This window comes from Corynebacterium sp. 2571A (assembly GCF_055700935.1).
Genome location: NZ_JASTTE010000002.1, coordinates 355,525 through 381,324, shown reverse-complemented (window position 1 = coordinate 381,324; position 25,800 = coordinate 355,525). Strand labels below are relative to the sequence as shown.

The following is a 25,800-nucleotide window of genomic DNA, read 5'->3' as shown; positions in this document are numbered from 1 at the left end:
GGGTACCCAGGCGCGGGTTGCTCCGGCGGGTTGTCCCGGCGGGCTGCTCCGGTGGGTTGTCCCGGCGGGTTGTTCCGGCGGGCTGTTCCGGCGGGTTTTTCCGGCGGACTGCTCCGGGGGTTGCTCCGCTGGGGCCGAGCCGCCCCCTGGAGCCCGCCGCCTGCACTGCGCCTATTCCGACTGGCCGGTTAGCTCGGCGTAGATGGCCGCGTTGGTCTCGGCCCACAGCGGCTTGGCCCAGTCGCCGAAGTCGCGGTCGGTCAGCGCCACCATGGCGTGATCTCCTGCCACCCAGAGGTAGGTTCCCGACATCCCAAAGTGCCCGGCGGTCTCCCCCGGCATGTTCTTCCCGGTCCAGTGCGGGTCCTTCGACCCGCGCAGCTCGAAGCCCAGCCCCCACGGGCAGGGCTTATGCATCCCGTAGCCGGGCACGATGCCGCGCAGCTCCGGAAACTGCACCGTCCGCATCTCCTCGACCGTCGACGGGTCCAGGAGCTGCGGGTTGAGCACCTCGCGCGCGAAGGCGGCCAGGTCGTCGACGGTGGAGACCAAGCCGTGGCCGGCCGAGCCCTCCAGCGCGGTATCCCGCATGCCCAGCGGCTCGAGCACGCCCTCGCGCAGGTAATCGGCAAAGTCCATCTCGGCCGCCGCCCCCACGATCTCGGCCGCCCACTCGTAGCCGGCCGAGGAATAGATGCGCCGCTCGCCCACCGGCTTCTGCGGCTCGCGGGAATCAAAGCCCACCCCGGAGGCGTGCGTCAGCAGGTGGCGCAGCGTCGAGCCTTCGGGCCCGGCGGCCTGGTCGAGCTCGACCGCGCCCTCCTCGACAGCGAGCATCACCCCGTAGGAGACGACGAGCTTGGTCACCGACGCCACCGGATACCGCCGGCTGGTATCCCCCACCGAGTCGACTATCTCGCCGCCGCGCAGCACTTGCGCAGCAACGTTATCGACGGGCCACTGGTCAAGATGTTCACGCAGACTCATGCCTTCCCAGCGTACCGGGGCCCGGCCGCTCAGGGTTTAAGAGCCGCACGCGGCGGCATCGGGCTGCTCGCCGGCGCCGCGCTGCAGGCCCCACAGGATAAGCGCCTGGGCGGAGGCATCGCGCGGCAGCTGCGGGTGCTCGGGGCTCGCGCCGCAGGTCTCGCCCAGGTCGACGTTGACGACGTCCGCGCCCTCGACCGCCGTCAGCTGCGAGGAGCTGTTCGGTGTCACGGTCTTATCCGCCGGCGAGTAGATCGAGGTGTAGCGCACGCCCGCTGTGGTATCCGGCAGGGCGTTGAGCTTGTCGATAAACGGCGAGCCAATCACCTGCTGGATCGCGGCCGTGGAGGCCAAAAAGCGCGCCAGGTTCGGCACGGCGGTGATAATCGGCCCGAGGAAGTCCAGCGCCCCGCCCAGCGTGGTGCCGTGGTAGTTGCCGCCGATGGCCACCACGCGGGCGACCGTGCCCTCGTCGCCGTAGATCTGCTCGTAGGTCTTGGTGTGCATCCCGCCCTGGCTGTGCCCGACCAGGTTGACCTTGTCCGAACCGGTGGCCTGGCGCACGTAGCGGACCTGCTCGGCGACCTCCCGGCCGGACTCGTCCAGGTCGCCGATTGCTTTCAGGGAGGGGATGGCGTTTTGCAGGGTGACGTCGTCGGCGCCGTAGTCGAAGGCCCACACGCACATGCCGGCGTCCTGCAGCTGTGGGATGAGGCTCTCCCAGTTGCTGGAGTTGTCGGAGGTGCCGTGGAGCAGCACGACGGGTTCGTCCACTTCGCCGGTGGGCTGGCAGGTCGGGTCGTTGATACCGAAGCTGTCGTCCACCGAGGTCTCAAACGGCGCTGCCGATGCCCCAGCCGCCTGCCCGGCCCCCGCCGCCAGGGTGGCGGCCACGACGGCAGCCACCACTGCCCCACGCTGTGTGCGCATAAAATGTCCTTTCCCAAAGAGATAAGTTGAATAAAATTCAATTCATCCTATCGCCTGGGAAGGCCGGCGGCAGGCCGGGCTAAACAGATAGTGACCGACGTCATGCCCGAAGCCCTGCCGCGGCGGACTCAACCCCGCACGCTAGTCCGCGAAGGGGTAATCCGTGTACCCGTGGGCGCCGTTGGCGTAGAAGGTGGCCTGCTCCGGGGTGTTGAGCGCCAACCCTTCCTTCCAGCGGCGCACGATGTCCGGGTTGCCGATGATTTCGCGCCCCACCGAGACGGCATCGACGTAGTCGAGCCGCTGCATGGCCTCGGCGTCGGGCAGCTCGGTCAGCTGGGCAAAGCCGTTGTTCATCAGCACGCGCGTGCGCCCGTTGTGGCGGGCGCGGCGGGCCAGGTCGGCGACTAGCTCGTCGGTCGGGTCGGCGTGCAGGATGGACACGTAGGCCACCCCGAGCTCGGCCAGCTCGTCGACGAAGCGGCCGTAGACCTCTGCCACGTCCGCGCGATCGTCTTCAATAACGCCCTGCACGTTGTGCTCCGGGGAGATGCGCACGCCGACGCGATCCGCGCCGATCTCCTCGACGACCGCCCGCGCCACGGCCAGCGGGAAGCGCAGCCGGTTGTCCACGCTGCCGCCGAAATCATCCGTGCGTTGGTTGGACGACGGCGCCAAGAACTCGTGCAAAAGGTAGCCGTTGGCGTTGTGGATCTCGATGCCGTCCACCCCGGCATCGACGGCCCGGCGCGCCGCGGCCCGGAAATTGCCCACGATGCGCTCCATCTCCGCGACCTCCAGCTCCCGCGGGGTCACCGCGTCCTGCTTGCCGTCGAAGGTGTGGATCTGGGTGCCGGAGCAAATGGCGGACGGGGCCACCGGCTCCGCGCCCTCGGTCAGGTTCGGGTGGCACACGCGGCCGCCGTGCATGACCTGCATGAACATCACGCCGTCGGCGGCGTGGACGGCCTCGGCGACGCGCTGCCAGCCGGCCTGCTGGGCATCGTTAGTGATGCCGGCCTGGCCGGGGAAGGCGCGCGAGTCCAGCGACGGGAAGACGCCCTCCGTCACGATAAGCCCCAACGATGCCCGCTGCGCGTGGTACTGCGCGTGCAGCTCGGTCGGCACGCCGCTGCGCCCGGCGCGCTGGCGGGTCATGGCGGCCATCGTGATGCGGTTGGCCAGGGTGTGGCGCCCGAGCTCGACGGGCGCGAAAAGATTCGAAGACTCCATGTGGGAGCAAACTTCACAACCTTAGAATTTATTCCTTTTCATTCACGTAGAAGGTTTGCTTGTTGACGAACTCGTCCATGGCCAGCGGGGATAGCTCGCGCCCGTAGCCGGAGTTTTTGATCCCGCCGAAGGGCAGCTCGGGGGCCGAGGCCTGCGGGATGTTGACGTGAATCATGCCGGTCTCGATCTGGGAGGCCACGTGCTTGGCGCGCTCCTCGTCCGCGGAGAAGACCGCCCCGCCCAGGCCGTAGCGGGAGTCGTTGGCCAGCGCGATGGCCTCCTCCTCGCTGCCGACGCGGTAGATTTCCGCCACCGGGCCGAAGAACTCGGTGTAGTAGGACTCCGAGCCGACCGGCACGTCCGTGAGCACCGCCGGCGAGTAATAGGCGCCGACCTCAGCCAGCTCGCCGCCGACGTGCAGTGTCGCGCCGGCCTCCACGGCTTCTTTGACCTGCTGGTCCAGGGTCTCGGCCGCCGCGCGCGAGGACAGCGGGTAGTACTTGCCCTCGGCCCCGTCCAGCGGGTCGCCGGGCTGGTAATCCTTCGCGATGCGCACCATCTCCGCCACGAAGTCATCGTAGATGTCATTCAGCACGATGATGCGCTTGTTGGAGGTGCAGGCCTGCCCGGTGTTCGCCAGGCGCTTGTCCCAGGCCTGGCGGGCGGCGGCCGGGATGTCGGCGGCGTCCAGCACGATGTAGGCGTCGGTGCCGCCCAGCTCCAGCACGCACTTCTTCAGCGCCTTGCCCGCCTGCGCGGCCACGGCCGATCCGGCGCGCTCGGAGCCGGTCAGGGACACCCCGCGCACCCGCGGGTCGGCGATAATCGTCGAGACCTGGTCGTGGGTGGCGTACAGGTTAATGAACGCGCCCTCCGGCAGGCCGGCCTCGGTGAGGATCTGCGCGAACGCCGCCGAGGAGCGCGGGCAGATTTCAGCGTGCTTGAGCAAGATCGTGTTGCCCACCATCAGGTTCGGCGCGGCAAACCGGGCGACCTGGTAGTACGGGAAGTTCCACGGCATCACGCCCAGCAGCGGGCCCACCGGCAGGCGGCGCATGATGGCGGTGCCGCCGCTGTGCGGGATCTTTTCGTCCTGAGCGAACTCGGCGCCGTTATCGGCGTAGTAATCCAGGATCTTGGCCGAGTACTTCACCTCGCCGATACCGGAGCCGAGCTCCTTACCCATCTCGGTCGCCGCGATTTCCGCCAGCTCGGGCGCGCGCTCGCGCAACAGGTTCGCGGCGTTGTTGAGGACCTTCTTGCGCTCATCGAAGCTGGTCTGGCGCCACTGCTGGAAGGCGTCGGCCGAGTCGGTGATGGCCTGCCCGATGGCGGCGTCGGTGGCGAACTCGAAGGTCTGCTCGATTTCGTCGGTCTTGGGGTTCTGAACGCGGTAGTTCTGTGACATACCCCGAGTCTAAGGATTAGCCCGGGCTGTGTCACCCGCCTCGGTCGGCTCCGCCTGCTCCGTAGGCGCGGCCGGCGATGCCGTCTCCGCCCCAGTCGCCTCCCCCGTCGCCGGTGCTTGCTGCTGGCCCGTGCCCTGGCCCGCCTGGCCCGCCTGGCCTTGTTGGTTGGACTCGCCGGACTGGCCAGAGTCGCCGGACTGCCCCTCCTGCTCCGTCGCTTCTGCGGCGGTGGGATCGGCGGTCTCCGGCTGCGGCTCGCTCTCCTGCTCCGTGGCGGTGTTCGCGCCGCTCGCGGCGTCGTCGCCCGCGGTGGTTTCGGTCTCGGCTTCCGGCGTGGACGTCTGCGTCCAGTTCGCCGGCGAGAGCCAGCCGGCGCTGGCGTTTTCCGGGTTGCTGGAGGCCAGCACCAGCAGGCCGATAACGGCCAGGGCCGCGAACAGACCAGTAGTCGAGGCCCGGATCCGCCCGCCCAGGGTCACCAGCTTGCCCCAGCGCGTGGCCGGTTCGTCGTCGCGCCAGATACTCCCGGTGGCCGGGCCGTCCTCCGGCTCCTCGCTGCCTTCCAATGCCGCCTGGTCCGCGGCGACGTCCTCGGGTTCTTCCATGGGAGTGGAGCCTTCCGGCCCGGGCAGCACGACGGTCTCGGCGGTCTCGGCGGTCTCCGGGTCCGGCGAGCCCGGCGACTCAGGCGAGCCCGGCGACTCAGGCGTTCCCGGCGCCGGCTGCTGTGTCCCGGCCAGCGCCTCGACGGCAAGCCGAGGTAGCTCGCTGGGGACATCGGCGGCCAGATGGTAGTGGTCCCAGAAGGCGTTGAGCAGCGCGGAGCGGATGCCGCGCTCGACGGCCCACTGCCGGGCCGGGTTGACCCGGACCATGACGCGGTAGTTGACCTGCCACGGCTGGCCGGCGGCCGTGGGGGCCTCCAGGCCGGTGGCGGGCAGGACCTCGACCTCGCCGACGACATCGGGGGCGATCTGCGGGTCGGCGATCGCCTCCTCGGAAATCCGCTCGACCTGGGCGGTGATATCGGCGGGGTTCTCCCCCGTCGAGACCGGCACCGCGAGGTTGACCACCGCGCGCGACCAGTCCTGGGAGTAGTTGGTGACCACGCCGGCGGAGCCGTTGGGCACCGTGACGACCTCGCCGGTCGGCGTGCGGACCTTGGTGGTACGCAGCGTCAGGGCCACCACCGTGCCCTCGATGCCCGTCGCCCCGTCAAAGCTGACGTAGTCGCCCACGCCGAACTGCTTTTCCGACAGGATGAAAAAGCCGGACAGGAAATCCCCGATGATGGACTGCGCGCCAAAGCCGACGGCGGCAGAGACCACGGTCGCGGGGATGGCCGCGCCCAGCGGCGGCACGCCGATATTCGACAGCGCCGCGACCACCAGCAGGAAGTAGGCCACGACCTCGCCGACGTAGACGAGCGCCCCGACCAGCGCCAGGCGCGCCTTGGTGGCTTCTTCTTCCTGGTCCAGCCGGCTTTCGATGATGCGCACCACCAGCCGGCCAATCCGCGGGATGAGCACCGCGGTCAGCACAATGCCCAACAGGGGCAGGCCGTGATCGACCACGATGCCCCACAGTTGGAACAGATAGTATTTCAGGTTCATAACGGCTAAATTAGTCCGTCAACCTGAACGTTTAATGCCACGCAACTGCGCGCTGTTTTCAGGTTTTTAATCATTCTTGTCACCGCGCTGCTCGTAGCGCTTGACCAGGCGCTCGATGAGCTCGTCGGTCAGCTCGTCGTCGGCCAAGATGCGGTCGAGCATGTCGCGGTGCTCAGAGTCGTCGCTGTGGTAGCTGTCGTAGGAGTCGCCGGCCAGGTCCACGCCCATGCCGGACAGCAGGCCGTCGTCGCTCGAGGTGTCGGTGTCGGAGGCGGGGGCATCGTTGAGCGCGGTGGGATCCACGGCAGCGAATTCGGAGGTGAATTCCTCCATGAACTCGTCGGCGGCGGTCTCCGCGTCCGCGCGGCGCGCGCCTTTGCTGACCTCGGCCTCGATGCGCCGCTTGAGCGCCTTTTCCATCTGCCGATGCCGCCACCGCCGCAGCTTGCCCGGCTCCAGCCGCCGGCCCACGGCCCGGCCCTTGTGCTCGGCCTTCTTGGCCAACGATGCCATCTGCGCCGCCGTATCATTCACCGGCGCCCATTCCTGGTTCGTGGAGACGCGCCAGTTGCCCCAGTAGCCCCACAGGGTCAGCACGAAGCTGATAATCGGCCCGACCACCATGCCGACGGCCATGAAGCCGAAGTGGTGGGCCACCAGCACCGTGACGGCGCAGGCCACCGCCGGGATGACGGTGGGGCGGTTATCGCCGAAGACGGCCGGCGTGCGGCCGGTGACGGTGTCGCGGATCATGGACCCGCCCGTGGCGGTGAACACGCCCATCATGATGCACGGCAAGACCGGCAGGCCGTAGGTAATGGCTTTCACCGCGCCGGTGGCCGCCCACAGCGCGGAGACCAGGGCGTCGCCGTGGACTTCGAAAAATTCCCAGGTCTTGCCCTTGAAATAGACGAAACGGGCAATCAGCGCGCCGGTAAAGGCGAGGATGAGGTACTCCGGCTCGCTCATGGCGGCGACGGTGCCGCGGTTGATCAGCACGTCGCGGATCATGCCGCCGCCCAGCGCCGAGAACAGCGCGATGAAGAAAAAGCCCACGATGTCGTAGCCCCGCTGGCGCGCAATCGTGCCGCCGATGATGCCCATCAGCAGCACGCCGCTGACATCGGACCAGCGGTACATCGCGGTGATTAGGGGGTCTACCTCTTCGACCGTCATACTGCTGATTCTAGAACCACCCCACCCCCCGCCGCGGGCACCACACCCCCGGTTTCTTACCCGGCAGGTCCGCCCCGCTACACTAGCTTCCAGCGCTGCGCGCGGTTATAAGGGGCTATAGCTCAGTCGGTTAGAGCTACGGACTCATAATCCGTTGGTCGCGGGTTCGAGCCCCGCTGGCCCCACTGCTCACAAGGCGCCTGTCACAAGGCGCCTGGGCGCGCCTAAAAGCGCCTCTAGATGCGCCGTTTGAGGCAGGCAGTTCAAGGCAGGCAGTTTTGGACACGCCGACGGGGCGTTCGTGGGCCATTTTCCCGCGAACGCCTCGTCTGTGTCGTGTTTCCCGTTTTTGGGATTGCGGTGTTTTAGGCTCGCGCCGTCGATCCGCGCTCTTGAACGCGCGCCGTTTAGGCCCGGGCAGCGGCGGCCCCAGCGGCTGGGGCATCGGGTGGGCGCTGCGGCGGCACCCAGACGGTCTTGCCGCGCACCCGGGCCATGCGCCCGCGCTTTTTCGGGTTGTCCACGCCGTCCTCGTTCGCGCCGTTGTGGTGCGGGCACAGGGTGGCCAGGTTGTCCTGGTTGGTCGGCCCGCCCGAGAACCAGGGCCGGATGTGGTGAACCTGGCATTCGTCGGCGCCGGCCAGGCATTGCGGCCAGGCGCAGACGGGGTGTTCCATCATCGCCAGGCGCCGCTGCTTCCAGGAGGCCAGGCGGCTATCGCGGTAGAGGTTGACGGGACCTGCGACGGGGTCGAAGACGCCGACGTAGCCGGCATCGCCAAGCGCGCGGGTGACCAGTTCGGCGCCGCTGATGACAGCGCCGTTGGTCAGCTGGACGGCGATGTCCTCGCCCGCCCCGCCGGAGACCAGCTCGCCGAAGTCCTCCAGGTTGAGCACCACGTTGGTGGTGACCTGGGAGCGCTCGGCGCTGCCCTCCCCGGTGAACAGCGCGCGGGCATCGTCGACGTCTTTGACGTGGGCTTTGATGTCGGCGACAAGCCCGGCGTCGGCGACCAGGCGCATGGCCCACAGGCCCGCGGTGGAGCGGGTATAGACCACGCCCGGCACCGGCTCCGGCTTGGGGGCGGCGGCGCGGACCTTCCGGGCAGCGGCCCGGCGCATTCCGGCGGCGCCCAGCTCGAGGGCGGACAGCTCCTCCATGATGCGCCAGGCGTCGTTTTTGTTTTTCACCCGCCGCAGCACCCCGCAGACCACGTCGAGGACCTGCAGGCCGTGGCCGAGCCGCTCGGCGTTGGCGCGCACGCGGCGCTGGCGGCGGCTGTTGTTAACGCGCCCGAACAGCGTCTGGGCTAGGCCGATGACGCGCTCGACTTCGTCCTGGTTCTGCGTCATGTCGGCGCGCAGGCCGGCCCAGTCGGCGTGCCAGGCGCCCTCAATGACGGCGATGCCCGGCTGCGCGCTGGCAGCCAGGAAGCGCTGCAAACAATCCCCCGATGTCATGGGGCCGACTCTAAAACAGCCGGCTAGTCCTCGCAACCGGAAAGGGCGCCGACGGCGTCCACGACCAGGTCCCAGAAGGCCGCGTGGTCGAGCGTCGTGGCGACCTGGGTGTGGCAGTCCTCGCCGGCTGGGGCGCGGAAGTCCGTGACCGTCATGCCGGTGGTCAACGCGCCGGAAAGTTCCACCTGGACCGGGGCCTTGACCGTGCGCACGATGGCCGGGTCGATGAGGTAGGCAATCGTGCACGGGTCGTGGACCGGCGGGTCGTCGAAGCCCTGGTTTTCGCGGTAGGCCTCGCGGAAGAAGCCGAACAGGCCGACCACGAAGTCGCCCAGCTGGGTACCCATCGCGCGGAAGCGCTCCTCAACTTCGGCGGTGGCCAGCGCCTGGTGGGTCAGGTCCAGGCCCACCATGGTCACGGGCCAGGCCTCGCCGAAGACGATGTGTGCGGCCTCCGGGTCGACCTTGATGTTGAACTCCGCCACCGCGGACCAGTTGCCCTGGTGGTAGCCGCCGCCCATGAGGACGACCTCGCGCACACGCTCAACGATGCGCGGTTCCTTCCGCGCCGCCAGCGCAATATTGGTCAGCGGGCCCGTCGGCACGAGGGTGACCGTGCCGGGCTCTGCGGACATGACGGTCTCGATGATGAAATCCACCGCGTGGGAGTCGTGCACCGCGACGGTAGGCTCGGGCAGCTCGATGCCGCGCACGTCCATGCCGGTTGAGCCGTGGATGTCTTCGGCGACCTCGACGTCGCGTACCAGCGGGCGGTTACAGCCCGGGTAGACGGGCACCTCGGTGTGGCCGGCCAGCTCGAGGACGACCTGCGCGTTGCGCGTGACCTTGTCGAGGGTCTGGTTGCCGCCGACGGTGGTCACCCCCAGCAGGTCGATGCCGGGGTTGCCCAGGGCCAGTAGCAGGGCGACGGCATCGTCGTGCCCGGGATCGCAGTCCAGAATTATCTTGGTCATCTTCTTCTACCAATCTCCTAGTCGTGGTTGGCGGCCGCGACCGTGTCGCCTATGGATTCCGGCTTCGGGATGAGCAGGCTCATGGCCAACGCCGCTGCCAAAATGATACAGCCGGTGACCAGGCCCGCGTGGTAGCCGGAGTCGAAGGAGCCGGCCACGCCGAAGAGAATGGCGAAGCTCAGGCCCGCGCCCAGGTTGAAGGCGCCGGCGTTCATGCCGGGCAGGTAGCCCTGGTTGTCCGCCGGGGACAAAACGATGCCCAGCCCGTTAAGCATGATGTTGGCAATACCCGCGTAGGTGATACCGATAAACAGCGAGACGAGAAGCAGCGACAGCTTGCCGGGGTTGCCCACGATGAAGACGGTGACGATGAGGCCGACGACCGTGCCGATCAGGCCGGTTTGCAGCACGAATTTGTAGCCGACCTGCGCGGCCATCCAGCCGGCGATAGGCCCGAAGACCAGGCCGGCCAGCGCGTACGGGGTCAGCGTGTAGAAGGAGACGACGTCCGCGCCCAGGCCGGCGCCGACCTCGGCGTCCTGGGCCAGGTTCGGGATGAGCCCGTTCATGACGGCGAAGACGCCGGTCATCGTCAGCAAAGTCGTCGACAGCAGCGCCCAGGTGCGGCGCTGCTTGAGGTAGTCCACGGTGACCAAGGGGTGGCGCACGCGCTTTTCGATGTTCCAGAAAACCACCAGGCAGACCGCGCCGACCAGGAGGAGGATGACGACGAGGAGCCAGTTGGCATCGGCAAGCTTGCCGGCCTCGTTGAAAGCAGTGAGCACGCAGCCCAGCGCCACGGCCAGCGGCGCGATGCCCGCCCAGTCCATGGAGATGGTCGCGTCCGCCACGGATTCCTGCGTCCAGCCGCGCACGCCGATGACGGCCAGGGCGCAGATAACGGCCATCGTCCAGAACACGGAGCGGAAGCCGAAGTGGTCCGCCAGGAAGCCGCCGGCCAGGGCGTCCACACCCGCGATGCCGCCGTTGACGGAGGTCAGCACGCCCAGCAGCAGGGCGTACTGCTTTTCGTTGGCGACCTGCTGGCGCAGCATAATCAGCGTCAGCGGCACCGTCGGTCCCGCCACGCCCTGGATGACGCGGCCCAGCAGCAGGATGGTCACGTTCGGCGCCAGCGCCGCCACCAGGCAGCCGATGCCGGTAATCGTCATCATGCCGACCAGGACCTTGCGGCGGCCAATGAGATCACCCCACCGCGGCAGGAAGAGAGAGAACAGCGCCGCGGCTGTGAAAAACGCCGTCTGCGTCATGCCGATCTGGGAGGTCGTCGCCCCCAGCTCGGCTTCCATGGTGGCCAGCGCGGGCGAGAGCATGGAGGCGTTGAGCTGGAAGGCGAAGACCGCCGCCAGCAACGCGACCATGAGTGGGACCACCTGTTTGAGGGCAAGCGGCCGGGGTTCGGCAGTAGTGTGCATGACTACTCTTTCTACTGGATGTGACGGGTTTGTTAGCTAAAAGGATATTAGGCATTGCACCGCCAGACCAGATCGCGGAGCCGGCCCGCCGCGCGTAGGCCTGTATGCTGGGCATATGGTTTTATCTTTCTTTATTTGTGAAGGGTTGACCCCATGAACGGTCTCGCAGAATTCATCGGAGCCCGGTGGCAGGACATCGCTTTTCGCGCGTTCCAGCACACCAGCCTGGTGGTCCAGTCGGTGGCCGTGGCCTTGGTCATCGCGCTGGTCATCGCGGTGCTGGTCACCCGCTCGTCGAAGGCGACCGCCGCGGCCAACGCGCTGTCGTCCATCGGGCTGACGCTGCCCTCGCTGGCGTTGCTGGGCCTGGCGATTCCGCTCTTCGGCATCGGCACGGTCCCGTCGGTGGCGCTGGTGGTTTTCTACGCCGTGCTGCCCATCCTGCGCAACGCCATCGTCGGGCTGCAAGGCGTGGACGCGGCCGTGGTGGAATCCGCCCGCGGGCAGGGCATGTCGCCGGCCGCGGTCTTGTTCCGCGTGCGGCTGCCGCTGGCGTGGCCGGTCATCATGACCGGCATCCGGGTCTCCACGCAGCTGTCGATGGGCGTGGCCGCCATCGCCGCCTACGCGCTGGGGCCCGGCCTGGGTAGCTATATCTACTCCGGGCTTAGCCAGATCGGCGGCGCCAACGCGCTCAACTACGCGCTCGTCGGCACGCTCGGCGTGGTCATCGTCGCCTTGGTCGTCGATGCCTGCCTCGCCGGCCTCCAGAAACTCACGACCTCGAAGGGGATTTCCGCATGACTGATAGTTCTACTGGCGCCGAGATCGTCTTCGACGCCATCACCAAGTCCTACCCCGGCCAGGGCTCCCCGGCCGTCGATAACCTCTCGCTGACCATCCCGCGCGGCGAGCTCGTGGCCTTCGTCGGCCCGTCTGGCTGCGGCAAGACCACCTCGCTGAAGATGATTAACCGGCTGGTCGAGCCGACCAGCGGGCGGATCCTCATCAACGGCGAGGACGCCACGGCCAAGGACCCGACCCGCCTGCGCCGCGAAATCGGCTACGTCATCCAGGGCGGCGGCCTGATGCCGCACATGACGGTGGCGGACAACATCGCCATCGTCCCGCACCTGCTCAAGTGGCCGAAGTCGAAAACCGCCCAGCGCGTCGACGAGCTGCTCGACATGGTCGGGCTGGATCCTTCCGTCTACCGGGAGCGCTTCCCCCGGGAGCTCTCGGGCGGCCAGCAGCAGCGCGTGGGCGTGGCCCGCGGCCTGGCGGCCGACCCGCCGGTGGTACTGATGGATGAGCCTTTCGGTGCCGTGGATCCGATCACCCGCACGCGCCTGCAGGACGAGCTGGTCAATATCCAGTCGGATCTGGGCAAGACCATCGTCTGCGTCACCCACGACATCGATGAGGCGGTCAAGCTCGGCCACCGCATCCTGATCCTGCAGCCCGGCGCGCAGATCGCGCAGTACGATACCCCGGAAAACATCCTGGCCGCCCCCGCCAACGAGTTCGTCGAGGACTTCATCGGCTCCGGCTCGACGCTCAAGCAGTTGAGCCTGAAGCGCGTCGAGGAGATGGAGCTGTGGGATCCGCCGGTGGCGCGCATCGGCGAGCCGGCCGACGAGGTTGTCGCCCGGGCCCGCGCCGCCGGCGAGGACACCGTGGTCGTGCTCGATGACAAGGACCGGCCGCGCGAGTGGGTCACGCTGCGCCAGGTGCAGCGCCACCAAGTGCTGCCAGAGCCCACCGTGGAATTGTCCTCGGTGGTCGGCGCCCGCTCCACGCTGAGCGATGCCATGTCGGCCATGCTCGTGTCCTCCCACGGCGGCGCGATGGTCACCCGGCGCGGGAAATTCATCGGCGTGCTGCTCTACGACACGGTCAATGACTACGTGCGCACCCTGAAGGCGGAGGCGGGTGACAGCGAGAAATGAAAGAAAAACTGACTCACGCCTCGGCGGAAAACCGCCTGCTGATGGTGGGCATCCCGGTGCTCGTGGCGGCCGCGCTCGTCGGGTGGTTTATGTGGCATCAGGCGGCGGACCTCGACGACATCGAGGCGCGCACCCTGGACCTGTCTAACGTCGGCTACCTAGCGCTCGAGCACCTCCAGATCGTGGTGGTGACCGCCGTGCTGGTGGTGGTCACGGCGGTGCCGCTGGGCATCGTGCTCACGCGCCCGGCCACGAAATTCCTCGCTCCGCTGGCTACGGGCCTGGCCAATATCGGGCAGGCCGCCCCGGTCATCGGCGTCATTGTTTTGCTGGCCATCTGGTTGGGCTTCGGCCCGCCGGTAGCGATTGCGGGCCTGTGGGTCTACGCCTTCCTGCCGGTGCTGGCCAACGTGGTAGCCGGCCTGCGCGGGGTGGATCCCGCGCTGGTGGAGGCCGCCCGGGGGCTGTGGATGTCGCCGGCCCAGGTCCTGCTCAAAGTCGAGCTGCCCATGGCCCTGCCGGTGATTATGACCGGCGTGCGCACCTCCCTGGTGCTTTTGGTCGGCGCCGGGGCCTTCGCCACGTTTATTGACGCCGGCGGGCTCGGCGGGCTGATCACTACCGGCATTAACCTGTACCGCAACTCCATTCTGGTCTCCGGCGCGGTGCTCATCGCGGCCTTGGCTCTGGCCGTCGAGTGGGTGGGCCGGCTGCTGGAAGTGGCCCTGACTCCGAAGGGGATGAACGCATGAAGTTTCGCACGCTAATCGCCGCCGCCTGCCTGGTGCCCACACTGGCCCTGGGCGGCTGCGGGCTGGGCACCGCGGGCGGGTTCGTGCCGACAGCCGAGCTCGACGGGGAGCTTTCGGATATCGATTTATCGGGCACCAACGTCTCCATCGGTTCGAAGAATTTCACCGAGCAGATCATCCTGGGCAAGATCGGCGCTATCCTGCTGCAGTCGGCCGGCGCGGATGTCCAGGACCTGACCAACGTGCCGGGCTCGACCTCGGCGCGCCAGGCGCTGGTCGCCGGGGACATGGACATGATGTTCGAGTACACCGGCACGGCGTGGATTACCTACCTGGGCAAGACGGACCCCATCCCGGACACCCAGCAACAATACGAAGCCGTCAAGGACGCCGATGCCGCCAACGGGCTCACCTGGCTGCCGCCCGCGCCGATGAACAACACCTACGCCCTGGCTGTCAGCGAGGACACGGCGCGGGAATACGGCATCGAGTCGCTGGATGACATCTCCAAGCTGCCGGTCGAGGAACAGACCATCTGCTCGGACGCGGAGTTCATCGCCCGCAACGACGGCCTGATGCCCATGCTGGATGCCTACGGCGTGGAGCAGCCCAGCCGGGAGCGCCTGCTGGAGATGGATTCCGGCGCGGTGTATGCGGCCCTCGACCGCGGCGAGTGCCGGATGGGCTCGGTCTTTGCGACCGACGGGCGCATCGACGCGCTCGACCTTCACGTCTTGAGCGATCCGAAGGGGTTCTTCCCGAAGTACAACATGGCCCCGGTGGTGCGCACCGAGGTCATGGAGGAAAACCCCGAAATCGCCGAGCTGCTGGCTCCCCTCTCCGACATCCTGACCGATGAGCGGATGCAGCAGCTCAACGCGCGCGTGGACGTCGACGGCGAGGATTATGCCACCGTCGCCTACGACTTCCTGCGCGAAGAGGGCCTGATTAGTTAATCAGCTTCAGCAGCACCGGCCCGCGGCGCGCCCCACCGGCGGCGCTGGGGCAGGTGCCAGCGGCCGCGCAGCCGCCGCAGCCGCCGGACGGGCAGCCGGAGACCGGCTCGGGTACGAGTCCGCCGGTGGCCAGCAGGTGATCGAGGATGGCGTCGACGACGCCGGCGTCCAGCCCGCTGCGCGCGGCGACCTCGGCGCGGGAGGTAACCCCGCGGCCGATGAGCTCGCGCACGGCGGCCAGAGGGGATGTACGTGTGTCAGTCATTTGAGCCACGCCCCGTCAGAACCACAACCGCAGGATCTGGAAGGCCGCCACGGCCAGCGTCCAGGCTAGGACCAGCTGCACGCCGAAGCCGAACAGCGTCCAGCGCCAGCCGACCTCGCGGCGCTGGGCCGCCAGCGTGGCCACGCAGGGGGTATAGGCCAGGAGGAAGAGCATGTAGGCCCAGACCGCGGCGCGGGCGTGGCCGCCGGAGGCGGCGTCGAAGTCGGCGCGCACGTGGTCGCTCAGGCTGCTGTGGGCCTGCTCGTCTGGCTCGGCGTCGGTGACATCATCGACGGAGTAGGTCTGCGCCCAGGTGGAAATCAGCGCCTCCTTGGCCACGAAGCCGGTGACCAGCGGCCCGGTCAGGGACCAGGAATCGAAGCCGGCGGGGGCGAAGATGGGGGCGGCGGCATCGGCAAGCGCGCCGTAGGCGGAGTCTTCGACGGCGAGTTCTCCCGCCGTGGCCTCGTCTAGCTGGGCGGTGGAAACCGGCAGGGCCATGAGCATCCAGACCACCACGACGGTGGCGACGATGATGCCGCCGGCGGTGCGCAAGAAGCCCTTGAGCCGGGTCCACATGACCGCCAGCGCCAGGCGCGGGGTCGGGACCTGGTAGGTCGGCAGGTCGATGACTAGGGGCTCGTACGGCATCGCGCGCCAGAGGGTGTGCCGCAGCAGCAGGCCGGTGAGTACCACCAGCGCAATGGAGATGACGTACATGGCAAAGACCACGGACCCGGCGTGTTCTGGGAAGAAGGTGCTGGCCAGCATCACGAAGACGACCAGGCGCGCCGAGCAGGAGGTAAACGGGATGAGCAGGCAGGTCAGGATGCGGTGGCGCGGGGTGCCCAGCACGCGGGTGGCCGAAATGGCCGGCACGTTGCAGCCGAAGCCGACGACGATGGGGATAAAAGCCTTGCCCGGCAGGCCGATGGCCCGCATGACGCGGTCGGTGACCACCGCCGCCCGGGCCATGTAGCCGGAGTCCTCCAGCACCGCGAGGCAGATAAACATCAGCGCCATCAGCGGCGCAAACGTCAGCACCATGCCGACGCCGCCGACCAGCCCGTCGACGATGAGACCCGTGACCAACGGGTGGTCCCAGCCGAGCGCGCCGAGGGCCGCGGTGACCGCGCCGGAGACCGGCCCGGAGACGAAGGCCTCCAGCCCGTCTTGGAGGGGCCCGGCGACGGTGGTGGTGATTTGGAAGACCAGCCACATCACGGCCATAAACAGCAGCGGGCCGGCCACCGGGTGCAGGGCCACCTTGTCGAGGCGCTGCGTGAGCGTGGTGACCTCGTGGTCCTGGGTGACGGCGGCGCGGGCGGCGGCGTCCAGGTCGAGGAAGCGTTGGTCCGGGGTGTCGTCCGGGCGCAGCGCCTCCGGGCTGCTTGCCAGGGCGGCGTTGACGGCCGCGCGCACGCGGGACATCCCGTCGCGGCGGCGCGGGTCCACCGCGACCATGGGCAGGCCGGTGGCGGCCGAAAGCGCGTCCACGTCCACACGCAGGCCCCGCGCTTTGGCCACGTCCAGCTTGGTCAGCGCGACGATAATCCGGTAGGGCTCGCCGGCGAGCTGGAAGGCGATGTTGAGCCCGCGGGCGACGGCGGTAGCGTCGACGGCCACGATCACCAGATCGGGGCGGTGGCAGGGTGGGGCATCGAGAAGCATGTCGCGGGTCAGCGCCTCGTCGGGGCTGAGCGGCTCCAGGGAATACGCGCCCGGGAAGTCGATGACGTCGGCCTGGGTGTCCGTGCCCAGCCGCCAGGCGCCGCGGCTGATTTCCACGGTCGTGCCCGGCCAGTTGCCGGTCTGGGCGCGCGCTCCGGTCAGGGCGTTAAACAGGGTGGACTTGCCGGAGTTGGGCGCGCCGACCAGCGCGACGATGGGCGAGCCTTCCGGGGCGAGTGCCCCGCTCGGGTTGCCGTGGCAGGTGGCGGTGGTCATGCCAGCACCTCCAGCAGGCGCAGGGTGTGGGCATCGACGGCGTAGCGGCAGGTGCCCACGCTCACGATGCGCGACCCGCCCGCCACGGCCGGCCCAATCTCGACCTGCGCCCCGGCGCGCAGCCCCAGCTCCGCCAGGCGATTAGCCAGCGGGGCGTTGTACTGGCGCAGGTGCTCCAGGTTGGCGGGGGTTAAAACTAGCGAGGTTCCCCGCCTCCCGCGGGGCGGGCGCTGGGCCCGGGAAGCAATGGCTGGCATGGCCATCGTCCTTTCGGTAGGTGGCGCGCGTCACCAAGCCGCGTGCCAAAGGCTTATAACACCCTTTAAGCTACTCCGCGTTAGCCAAACCTACCCAAATTTTCGACGCCTCTGTGACCAAGTAGACCCTTACCTATCTTCCCGGTCACTTCCCCGCCCCGCGCCGTGGCGTCGCCGCAGCGCACGGCGCGGTTTTACAGACGGATGCCCAGCTGGCGGGCGAAGCCGCGCAGCTGTTCCATGACCGCCGGGGTGCTCAGCGCGCCGACCGCGGCGATGATGCCGACCAGGCCCACCACGGCAGCGACGGTGCCGCCCTGGCTGGACCCGCTGGACCCGCTGCTCAGGTCATCGGAGGAGCCCGCGGACGAGCCGTCCCCGTCCTGGCCGCCCTGGCCGTCCTGGTCAGCCTCGCCGACGACGAACTCGTAGTCCTTGGTGTAGGTGTTACCGTGGACGTCGGTGGCGGTGACCTGGGCGGTGTGGGTGCCGCCCTCCAGGTCGTCGGGCAGCGGCGCGCGCCAGATGTGGGCGGCGCGGTCTGCGATGCTGCCGCCATGGACGGCCTGGGCCTGCACGGCCAGGGGGTCGGAGTACTCGGCGCCGTAGCGCTGCTCCTCGCCCTGCATGGGCTGGGTGCGCTCGGCCTCAACGGCATCCGCGCCGTCGAAGGAGACCTCGACGGTGGAGCCGGTAGCGCCCATGAAGAAGTTGGTGGTCAGGTAGGACCCGTCCAGCTCCTCGGCGCCCACCTGCTCGGGGTTGTCGAAGGCCGGCTTCTCGCCGCCCTTCTTGGCCCGGGAGCCGTCGTACTCGATGGTCTCGTCGTACCACTCGCGGTAGCGCGGGGTGTTCAGGGAGACGTTCATCTGATCGTTGTCGTCGCCTCCGACCGGCGTGAAGAACTCGCTGACCTCGGAGCCGTTGATGTCCAGGGAGAGCACGCCCGGCTTGGAGCCGTCGCGGCCGTAGGACTTCGGCACGCCGTTGTCCCCCATCTCGCCGGAGTACCAGTCGCCGGAGATGGCCCCGGCCACGATGTTGGTAAACGGCAGCTCGTCCACGCCAAGCGTGTCCTTCCACTCCTGGGTGCTGTCGCCGGCGCGCATGTTGGCCACGGCGTGGGTGTGGCCGCTCACCGCGATGGTCTCGCGGCCCTCGACCAGCTCGGCGATCTCCTTGACCTGGTCGACCTGGTGGCGGGCGGAGCCGGAGTCGGAGAAGGAAAACAGCGGGATGTGGGAGGCGAGCACGATGACCTTGTCCTCGGGCGTGCGCTCGATGTCGGCGCGGAGCCAGGCCATCTGGTCGGCATCGATGGCGCCGTTGTACTGCTCGCCGTCTACGGGGTATTCGACGGATTCCAGGGAGATGATGTGCGCGTTGCCCACGTCGTAGGAGTGGTAGGCCGGGCCGAATTCCTGGCGGTAGGTGTCGAATTTGTGCTCGGCGTCGGCGTCGAAGTCCAGGTCGTGGTTGCCGGGCAGGAAGCGCGCCGGCGAGTTAAGCATGCCGGTCAGCTCGCGGGTGTCCGGGTAGAGGGAGAGGTCGTCGCCGACGACGTCGCCGATAAAAAGCGCGCCGCAGTTGGTGAAGTCGTCGCGCTGGCTGAGATCGGTGAAAGCGCCGGTGCGGGCGTAGCCGACTTCGTCCTTGGCGTAGGTCTGGATGTCGCCGCCGATGAGGCAGCGCTGGTTGTTCAGGGCGGAGTCCGGGTCGGTCACGAGCGGGAAGTTGACGGCCTCCGGGGTGCCGCCGCTGGCCTCGATGCCGCCGTATTTCAGCTCCGGGGAGCCTTCCGGGACGTGGTTGTAGAAGAACTGCGCGACGTTGTCGTCGTCGACGGGCACCTGGTAGCCGGCCGGCTGGGTGATGAAAACGGTGGTGTTGTCGTCGACGGGGATGTCGTAGCGGCCTTCGGCGTCGGTGGTCACGACCTCGCGGCCGTTGGAGACGGCCACGCCCTCGATGGGGGCCTCGTCGTCGTCCTGGGTGGAGTTGCGGTTGGTGTCGTTGAAGACGGTGCCGGTGAGGGTGTCGCGGACGGCGTCGTCAGCGGCGGGGACGACCTCGACTGCGCCGCGGTAGAGGCCGTCGTCGGCCAGCGCGGTGGGCACGGTGAGGGTGGACAGGGACAGGGTGAGTGCGGAGATGGCGGCAACGGAGCGGTAGCGGCGGTGAGCCATGACAAATATCCATTCAAGTGTGAGGGAGACAGGTACGCCCGCACACTCTAGGGGCCGCGCGTAACCGCGCTTTGAATTTTAGCTTTCGACTAAGTTAACAATCGTCTTTCCAGACGTGGGGCTCGTAGCCCGGCGTCGGGGTGGTCGGGGTCAGCGCCGACGATGCCTCCTCGTGGCTACACCCGCACACCCCCATCAGGTCGACGAGCAGGGAGCGCACTTGCGCCAGCATGACCGTGGTGGAAATGCCGCGGGAGATGTCCTGGGCGTGGACCAGCTCCACCCCGGTCTGGGCGGCCAGGCGGCGCAGGCCCGTGGTCAGCTCGGAGATCGTGGTGGAATCGGCGAAGTCCGGATCGCTCAGGATGGCGTCGGAGAGCTGGGTAGTCAGCTCGGCGGCATCGCGCAGCAGCTCGATGAGCTCGTCGGTAATCGGCTCGCTATCCAGCACGGCCACGTGGGCCCGCCTGGAGAGCACGCGCGTGTTGCGCATGGCGTTGTCCACGTTGTTGAGCAGCCCCAAAAGCACGCGCATGTCCTCGCGCTGCTTGACCAGCAGCGGGGAGGCGAAGATGACCTCCCGGGAGTTGTTGGCCTCGGTGATCATCTTGTTGACGTTGGCCTGGCTGCCGCGGGCGCGCTCCAGGGCGCGGGCGATGCCGGCGGCGTCGCGGGCCTGCGTTGCCTGGGCGACCTCGTCCAGGATGGAGCCGGTCAGCCCCAGGATGCGCGCGACCTCCCGGCGGCCGTTGCGCAGCGGCGAGGCCGGCAGCAGTGCCATGACTAGCAGCGCGACCATGCCGCCGACCAGGGAATCCACCATGCGGTCAGTACCCCCGGAGGTCTCCGGCGGCAGGATGGTGGCGATCAGCACCGCGGCAAAGGCCGCGTGGTTGGCCACCAAGGCGCCGCGGTCGACGAAGGTCGCCAGGGCCACGGCGACGGCCACCCCGACCGCGATCTGCCAGGCGCCGGTACCCACGAAGTAGATGAGCCCGTCGCCTACGCCCACCCCCAGGGTGACGCCGACGACCAGCTCCATGGATTTACGCACGCGGTCCCCGGCGGCCGAGTAGACGATGACGGCCGACATCGGGGCGAAAAAGGGCAACGCGTGCCCGATGACGTAGTGCGAGAAGCCAAAGGCCAGGCCAGCTGCCAGGCCGATCTGGATGATATACATCCAGTTGGAGCGCAACCGCCCCAGCCCCTGCCGGACCTTACCGATTGTCAACGCCTTCGCCACATGCTTTGCTCTTGCCACGAGCTAGATTTTAGCGGATACGCGGGGCAGATAGAGCATCGTGAGCACGAGTAGCGACGCCGCCGATACCCCGGCTGCCGAGGCGAACATGAGGTAATTGGAGCCGACCCCGAGTCCGGCTTCCAGCAACAGGCCCGCCATCTGCGGTGCGACTACCGCACCAATCCGGCCCACGCCGGAGGCCCACCCCAGGGCCGTGCCGCGGACCTGGGGTGGATACATCCGCGCCACGCCCGCAATGATGAGGATCTGCGTGCCGTGGGTGCCCACCCCGGCCAGCACGAGGATGGCGAAGACTGCCCCACTGCCCGGGCTCGTGAGCAAAAGCGCCAAGGCTCCCGCGGCCGCCGCGGCCGCGCAGGCCCCGGCGCGCACGGGCCCGAAGCGGTCGCCGGCCCAAGCCGTTATCACCGACCCGGCGATCGCCCCCAGGTTCAGCGCCAGGGTGAAGTGGACAGCCGCGCCGAAGTCGTAGCCGGACTCCGTCATCAGCTTGGGCAGCCAGGTGCCCAGGCCAAACCACGCCAGCAGCGTGGCGAAGCTCGCCGCGGTGAACCAGGCGGTCATGCCGCGGTATTTCTTGCCCAACAGGAGGTGAAAGCCGGCCGATTCGGCGCTGGGGGCATCGCTAGCCGCGCGGGCGTGAGCGGGCAGGACCTTCCAGGCGACCGGCAGACCGCATACCAGCGGGATAACGCCCAGCAGGTACATGGTGCGCCAGCCCCAGTGGGGATCGCTGGGCACGATGACGCCCGCGAGGACCGCGGCAAGCGTTCCCCCGAGCGGGACGCCGGACATCATTACCGTGGACCAGGCGGCCACGCGGCGGGCCGGGACGAGGTCGGCGACCATCGCGTTGACCGAGGGCACTAACCCGCCCAGCCCCATCCCGGCGATAAGACGCAACGCTGCGAAGACCAGCGCGTTCGGGGCGGCGGCGCACAGGACCGTGGCCAGGGAGAACACGCACACGGAGCCCAGCACCGCGGCTTTGCGTCCCACCCGGTCCGACACGCGCCCGATGGCGACCGCGCCGATGGCCATGCCGACGAAGGCCGCCGAACCAATCGTTCCGGCGTGCCCTAAGCTCAGGCCCCATTCCTCGATAAGCGCGTTCTGGGTGGTGCCGTAGACGATGAGGTCGTAGCCGTCGAAGATGACGAAGAACCAGCCCACCAGCACCGCGGCCAGCGCGCTCCCCCGCGGCGAGGCGGCCGGTGCGGCAGAAGCCGGCGAAGCAGACGCCGGCGAAGCAGGAACAGAAGCAGAAGTGGTCGAAGACATGGAGAACATAGTGGGCGCCGCCCAAGCGGGAGGCAACGAAATCCCGCCCACCGGAACTGGCATACTTAGGATATGCTTTCCTACTCTCCATCCCTGGGGCCGGCGCCCCGCGAGTACGTGCAGTCCGTGGATCTGGCGCTCACGCTCACGCTGATTCTCAGGGACGAAGGCTCGATAAGGATCCAGCCCGTGGCCCGGCGGCTGGGTGTCGCGGAGTCTACGGTGCACCGCTCGCTCGCGATGCTGGTCTACCGCGGCTTCGCCACCCGCTCCGAGGCACGCACCTATCTTCCCGGCCCGGCGCTGACCGCCGGCCTGGCCAAACCCGGCCTCGGCGCGCGGCTGACCGCCGCGGTGCGCGGGCACGTCGACGCTCTGGCCGCAGAATGCGGCGACACCTGCAACCTGCAGGTGCTCACCGGCACCGTCACGCGCGTGGTCTACTCCCCGGCCGGCAGCCACCCGGAGGCGGTCACCTCGCGGCTGGGGCAGATCATGCCCGCCACCCGCAACTCCGGCGGGCTGTGCATCCTGGCCGAGCTCTCCCCGCGCGAGCTGCGCGCCCTCTACCCCAGCATGCCGGACGCCGAGTTTCGCGCGCTGCGCCGGCAGCTCCACCGCTACCGCTGCCACGGCGCCACCCTCACCCACGCGCTTTTCGAACCCGGCGTCTCTGCCGTCGGGGTGGCACTCAAAAACGACATGGGCGATACCCTGGGCTCTTTAAGCGTGTCCGTGCGCACCCAACGCTTCTGCCGGGTACACCAGGAGACCACCGCCGCCCTGCTGCGCACCGTCCGGGCGCTGTCTGCTGCGACCGCCCAGCTGGAGCCGGCCTAAATTCCGGCCTGCGGAAGCCGCCCGTAGCCACTCCCTAGCGGTTGAGCGGGCTGCCCTGCCACCTAAAGCCGCGGTCGAGGAGCAGGCTGCCGGTCTCTGACGGGCGCAGGGTGAGCTGGTGCGCGTCGTCGTCGAGCTCTAGCTGCCCGTCCACGATCCGGTAGCGCAGGTGGTACTCGTCCGTGAACTCCTCGCCCGCCCCGAAATTCTGCTCATCTGCGGCCATCGGTGCCAGCAAATACAGATCCACGCGCGGCCGCCCGGGCTCGCTGTCATCGACCCGGTAGAAGCCGGCCTGCAGATCCCCGTTGGCGCGGCGGACGGTAGCCCCCGCGAACTCCCCCGGGTCGCCCTCTAGCCCTTTTAGGGCCGGGGCGCCGCCCACCGACCGTTTGCCGAGGGCGAGCGTGGACAGGCGGGCATCGTCAAGCAATTGGGGCGCGGGCGCGGTGCTGTCCTGGGCGACCTGCCACACGCCGGCCAGATCCTCGTGGACCGTGGGGAACTGCTTGGGCACGAGGATAGCCGACGCCACCAGACCCGCGATGAGCATCCCCGCCGCCGCCACGGGCGGCAGCCAGCGCGTTAGGCGATGGGCCCGCGGCCACGGGATAAGCCGCGGATAATGCATCTCCGGAACGGCGCGGCCCAGCGCGAAAGCCACCAGCCGGGGAACCCAGGGAGCTAAAACAATCAGGAAAAGAACCATCTGCGCGAAAGCGAACTGTTTGACCGGCACATCAAAGGTCATATTCAGCAGCCAGACCACCCCGAGGGACACCGCCCCGATAAGCCCACCTAGCCACGCCGTACGCCGCCACAGCACCAGCGCCGCGGCACCTAGCTCCACCAGGCCTGCCAGAAACTGCACCCACGGGCTAAAAGCCATAAACGTCCACAAAAGCCCCATCGGGGACTTCTCCCCCAACGTAATCAGCAACCCCGGGTAATCAACCACCCCCATCTGCAGCAGAATCACCTTGGCCGCAGCGTACGGCAAAACTAGCACGCAAATAACCACGCGGACGACAGCGTGCAGCGCCCACCCAATGGTGCGCCACGGAACGCGGCGGAAAAAGGAAGTCGAAGTCATTACCACAATCCCACCACGCACCGCGGACGCGCAGAAGAGGGCGAGCCCGCAACTTCATAGTAGGGCGCGCCCTACCCCTCAAGGGACGCAGTTAACTGACGTAGGTGCGGAGGCCCGTCCCCTGGAGAGCAGGCACCACAAAAACCCGGTGCTGAAATATTTATTACACAGACCAAGACGCATCTGCCTGCACTGTTAGAGAGTTACCTAAACTACTTTTTCAATTTCATTGCGATCTAGGACACACTGTGTAAGGATTCTTACAAGCCATCCCGTAGTACTCCGCTCCTTGTTGCGGAGGAAGGAACAGAAAATGGAAAGCCACGCTGTACCTCACGCTGACTCACCCGCCAAGGTCACGAAACGCCCCCTCAACACGTGGGAGGTCACCGCAATTTCGGTCGGCTTCATGGGTCCGGTCATGGCGATGTCGCTCAATGGCATCGGCGTGGCAGGGCTGGTCGGTAAGGCCGTACCGTTCACCTTCCTAGTGTCCTTCGTCGGCAGCCTCTTCGTCGCCTATGCCTTCGTCCGACTCCTGCGCACCGTCACGCACGCCGGCTCGGTCTACGCACTGGCCGGCGTGACCTTAGGCCCTAAAGCGGGCTTCTTCGGCGGCTTCGCACTCCTCGGGACCTATATCTTCATGACCGCCTGCATCCTGGGCGCCTGCGCTGTCTTCTTCGAGGCGATGCTGGAACAGTTCAACACAGCCGAGCTCGGCCTGGCCTGGCTAATTATCCCCATCGCCGTTGCCGTCATCGGCGCCATCTTAAACCTGCGCAACTCCCAGCTGACCGCGCGCACCACCCTGTTTATCGGGCTGGCCGGAATTGTCGTGATGCTCGTGCTGTCGGTCATCATCCTGGTCGCCGTGACCGGGGATAACGCCCCGGTGAGCACCGGCCTCGACTGGGAAACCCTCAGCCCGGCAGGCAACCCCTGGAGCGCGATCATGACCGCGTCCGTCTTTGGGTTTTTGTCCTGGGCGGGCTTCGAGTCCGGTTCCTCGCTGGGGGAGGAGACGAACCACCCCCAGCGCATCATTCCCCGCAGCCTGCTCCTCGCGGTCGTAGTCGGCGGCTTCGTCTACACCTTCGTCATGTTCGCCCAATCCCTAGGCTTTGGCACCGATGAGGCCGGCGTGGCCGCCTTCGCCGGTGCCTCGTCTACCCTGACGACGCTGGGCTCCACCTACGTTGGCTCCTGGTTCGCGGTCTTACTATCTGTCATCGCCTTCGCCGTGGCTTTCGGTGCTTTCCTGAGTTCCTCGACAGCCACCTCGCGTCTGCTCTTCGCGCTCGCCCGAGACGGCTTCGGCCCCGCGAAATTCGCCGAGCGCCACCCCAGCAGCGGTGTGCCAGTCCCGGCAGTGCTGTTTACCAACGGGTTGTCCATCGTGATGATTGTCGTCTTAGGTATCTGCCACGTCAGCCCGGTGGATGTCTACTACTGGTACGCGACCATCGCCACGCTGTGCATGGTGGTGGCCTACGGCATGGCCTCGGCTGGCGCCATCGCGCACATCCTTCGCCGCGGCAACCAGGTGCCCTACTGGGAGATTATCTTCCCCGTCCTCGCGCTTGCCTACCTCGGGTTCGTATACGTAGTGCAGGTCAGTGGCCAGGAAGCCCCGTACAGCTACTTCCCTTGGATTTCCGGCGCCTGGTGCGTCATCGGCGCACTGGTCATCCAAGCAAGGCCCGAGCTCGCGCGCAAGATCGGCCGAAGATGGTCCCGCGCCGACGATGCTTCCACCCACTAGCCCCACCTCAATCACCAGCTAAAG

Annotated in this window: 22 protein-coding genes and 1 tRNA gene; 7 read left to right on the top strand and 16 right to left on the bottom strand. The window is 67.9% G+C overall.

Annotated features, from left to right (window positions below):
* Window positions 1–171 precede the first annotated feature (171 nt).
* The 6 genes from QQS53_RS05205 to QQS53_RS05180 all read right to left on the bottom strand — a co-directional run bounded on the left by QQS53_RS05205 (window position 172) and on the right by QQS53_RS05180 (window position 7,348).
* On the bottom strand, window positions 172–987 hold the full coding sequence (locus tag QQS53_RS05205; protein WP_472774847.1) for a serine hydrolase domain-containing protein: 816 nt from the start codon (window positions 985–987) through the stop codon (window positions 172–174).
* Window positions 988–1,023: 36 nt separating this feature from the next.
* The gene (locus tag QQS53_RS05200; protein ID WP_472774846.1) at window positions 1,024–1,917 is read right to left on the bottom strand and encodes a lipase family alpha/beta hydrolase; all 894 of its coding nucleotides are present in this window, start codon (window positions 1,915–1,917) and stop codon (window positions 1,024–1,026) included.
* Window positions 1,918–2,058: 141 nt separating this feature from the next.
* Window positions 2,059–3,150: an alkene reductase gene (locus tag QQS53_RS05195; RefSeq protein ID WP_472774845.1), complete on the bottom strand. Its 1,092-nt coding sequence runs from the start codon at window positions 3,148–3,150 to the stop codon at window positions 2,059–2,061.
* Between the two features lie 28 nt (window positions 3,151–3,178).
* Window positions 3,179–4,558 carry an NAD-dependent succinate-semialdehyde dehydrogenase gene (locus QQS53_RS05190; protein WP_472774844.1) on the bottom strand — a complete coding sequence of 460 codons (1,380 nt, stop codon included), beginning with the start codon at window positions 4,556–4,558 and terminating at the stop codon, window positions 3,179–3,181.
* 9 nt (window positions 4,559–4,567) lie between these two features.
* A complete protein-coding gene (locus tag QQS53_RS05185; protein WP_472774843.1) occupies window positions 4,568–6,172 on the bottom strand; it encodes a mechanosensitive ion channel family protein in 1,605 nt (534 codons plus the stop codon).
* Between the two features lie 66 nt (window positions 6,173–6,238).
* A complete protein-coding gene (locus tag QQS53_RS05180) occupies window positions 6,239–7,348 on the bottom strand; it encodes a trimeric intracellular cation channel family protein (protein ID WP_472774842.1) in 1,110 nt (369 codons plus the stop codon).
* A 111-nt stretch (window positions 7,349–7,459) separates the two neighbouring features.
* On the opposite strand from QQS53_RS05180, the gene QQS53_RS05175 reads away from it, so the two are divergent.
* Window positions 7,460–7,533, top strand: a tRNA-Ile gene (locus tag QQS53_RS05175).
* Window positions 7,534–7,755: 222 nt separating this feature from the next.
* Here the strand turns inward: QQS53_RS05175 and QQS53_RS05170 are convergent.
* From QQS53_RS05170 to uriT, 3 genes are read right to left on the bottom strand one after another with little or no spacing between them, the layout of a single operon-like run.
* Window positions 7,756–8,808, bottom strand: coding sequence for an HNH endonuclease signature motif containing protein (locus tag QQS53_RS05170; RefSeq protein ID WP_472774841.1), 1,053 nt, complete (start codon window positions 8,806–8,808; stop codon window positions 7,756–7,758).
* Between the two features lie 23 nt (window positions 8,809–8,831).
* Window positions 8,832–9,782: a uridine-preferring nucleoside hydrolase UriH gene (uriH, locus tag QQS53_RS05165; protein WP_472774840.1), complete on the bottom strand. Its 951-nt coding sequence runs from the start codon at window positions 9,780–9,782 to the stop codon at window positions 8,832–8,834.
* 17 nt (window positions 9,783–9,799) lie between these two features.
* Window positions 9,800–11,218 carry a uridine transporter UriT gene (uriT, locus tag QQS53_RS05160; RefSeq protein WP_472774839.1) on the bottom strand — a complete coding sequence of 473 codons (1,419 nt, stop codon included), beginning with the start codon at window positions 11,216–11,218 and terminating at the stop codon, window positions 9,800–9,802.
* Between the two features lie 153 nt (window positions 11,219–11,371).
* On the opposite strand from uriT, the gene QQS53_RS05155 reads away from it, so the two are divergent.
* Genes QQS53_RS05155 through QQS53_RS05140 form a run of 4 tightly spaced genes read left to right on the top strand, consistent with a single transcriptional unit; the run spans window position 11,372 to window position 14,875 of the window.
* Entirely contained in the window at window positions 11,372–12,022 is a 651-nt protein-coding gene (locus QQS53_RS05155) for an ABC transporter permease (RefSeq protein ID WP_472774838.1), read from the top strand.
* Window positions 12,019–13,167, top strand: coding sequence for an ABC transporter ATP-binding protein (locus QQS53_RS05150; RefSeq protein WP_472774837.1), 1,149 nt, complete (start codon window positions 12,019–12,021; stop codon window positions 13,165–13,167). The genes QQS53_RS05155 and QQS53_RS05150 overlap by 4 nt, the downstream gene beginning before the upstream one ends.
* A complete protein-coding gene (locus tag QQS53_RS05145; protein WP_472774836.1) occupies window positions 13,164–13,919 on the top strand; it encodes an ABC transporter permease in 756 nt (251 codons plus the stop codon). Before QQS53_RS05150 ends, QQS53_RS05145 begins: the two co-directional genes overlap by 4 nt.
* Window positions 13,916–14,875 (top strand): glycine betaine ABC transporter substrate-binding protein, encoded by a 960-nt coding sequence (locus tag QQS53_RS05140; protein ID WP_472774835.1) that lies wholly within the window; start codon window positions 13,916–13,918, stop codon window positions 14,873–14,875. The genes QQS53_RS05145 and QQS53_RS05140 overlap by 4 nt, the downstream gene beginning before the upstream one ends.
* Here the strand turns inward: QQS53_RS05140 and QQS53_RS05135 are convergent.
* The 6 genes from QQS53_RS05135 to QQS53_RS05110 form a co-directional block, all read right to left on the bottom strand.
* Window positions 14,868–15,140 (bottom strand): hypothetical protein, encoded by a 273-nt coding sequence (locus QQS53_RS05135; RefSeq protein ID WP_472774834.1) that lies wholly within the window; start codon window positions 15,138–15,140, stop codon window positions 14,868–14,870. The two genes, QQS53_RS05140 and QQS53_RS05135, sit on opposite strands and share 8 nt — an antisense overlap.
* 15 nt (window positions 15,141–15,155) lie before the next feature.
* A complete protein-coding gene (gene feoB, locus QQS53_RS05130; RefSeq protein ID WP_472774833.1) occupies window positions 15,156–17,087 on the bottom strand; it encodes a ferrous iron transport protein B in 1,932 nt (643 codons plus the stop codon).
* Complete coding sequence (locus tag QQS53_RS05125; protein ID WP_472774832.1) at window positions 17,084–17,344, bottom strand: FeoA domain-containing protein; 261 nt, start codon at window positions 17,342–17,344, stop codon at window positions 17,084–17,086. The genes feoB and QQS53_RS05125 overlap by 4 nt, the downstream gene beginning before the upstream one ends.
* 194 nt (window positions 17,345–17,538) lie before the next feature.
* Window positions 17,539–19,530 carry a calcineurin-like phosphoesterase C-terminal domain-containing protein gene (locus tag QQS53_RS05120; protein WP_472774831.1) on the bottom strand — a complete coding sequence of 664 codons (1,992 nt, stop codon included), beginning with the start codon at window positions 19,528–19,530 and terminating at the stop codon, window positions 17,539–17,541.
* Window positions 19,531–19,624: 94 nt separating this feature from the next.
* Complete coding sequence (locus QQS53_RS05115; protein ID WP_472774830.1) at window positions 19,625–20,794, bottom strand: FUSC family protein; 1,170 nt, start codon at window positions 20,792–20,794, stop codon at window positions 19,625–19,627.
* Between the two features lie 3 nt (window positions 20,795–20,797).
* Entirely contained in the window at window positions 20,798–22,087 is a 1,290-nt protein-coding gene (locus tag QQS53_RS05110) for an MFS transporter (RefSeq protein ID WP_472774829.1), read from the bottom strand.
* A 63-nt stretch (window positions 22,088–22,150) separates the two neighbouring features.
* Here QQS53_RS05110 and QQS53_RS05105 point away from each other — a divergent pair, with 63 nt between their 5' ends.
* Window positions 22,151–22,918, top strand: coding sequence for an IclR family transcriptional regulator (locus QQS53_RS05105; RefSeq protein WP_472774828.1), 768 nt, complete (start codon window positions 22,151–22,153; stop codon window positions 22,916–22,918).
* 34 nt (window positions 22,919–22,952) lie between these two features.
* Here QQS53_RS05105 and QQS53_RS05100 read toward each other — a convergent pair whose 3' ends face one another.
* Complete coding sequence (locus QQS53_RS05100; RefSeq protein ID WP_472774827.1) at window positions 22,953–24,011, bottom strand: hypothetical protein; 1,059 nt, start codon at window positions 24,009–24,011, stop codon at window positions 22,953–22,955.
* Window positions 24,012–24,324: 313 nt separating this feature from the next.
* On the opposite strand from QQS53_RS05100, the gene QQS53_RS05095 reads away from it, so the two are divergent.
* Window positions 24,325–25,776, top strand: a complete 1,452-nt coding sequence (locus tag QQS53_RS05095) for an APC family permease (protein ID WP_472774826.1) — start codon at window positions 24,325–24,327, stop codon at window positions 25,774–25,776.
* Window positions 25,777–25,800 lie beyond the last annotated feature (24 nt).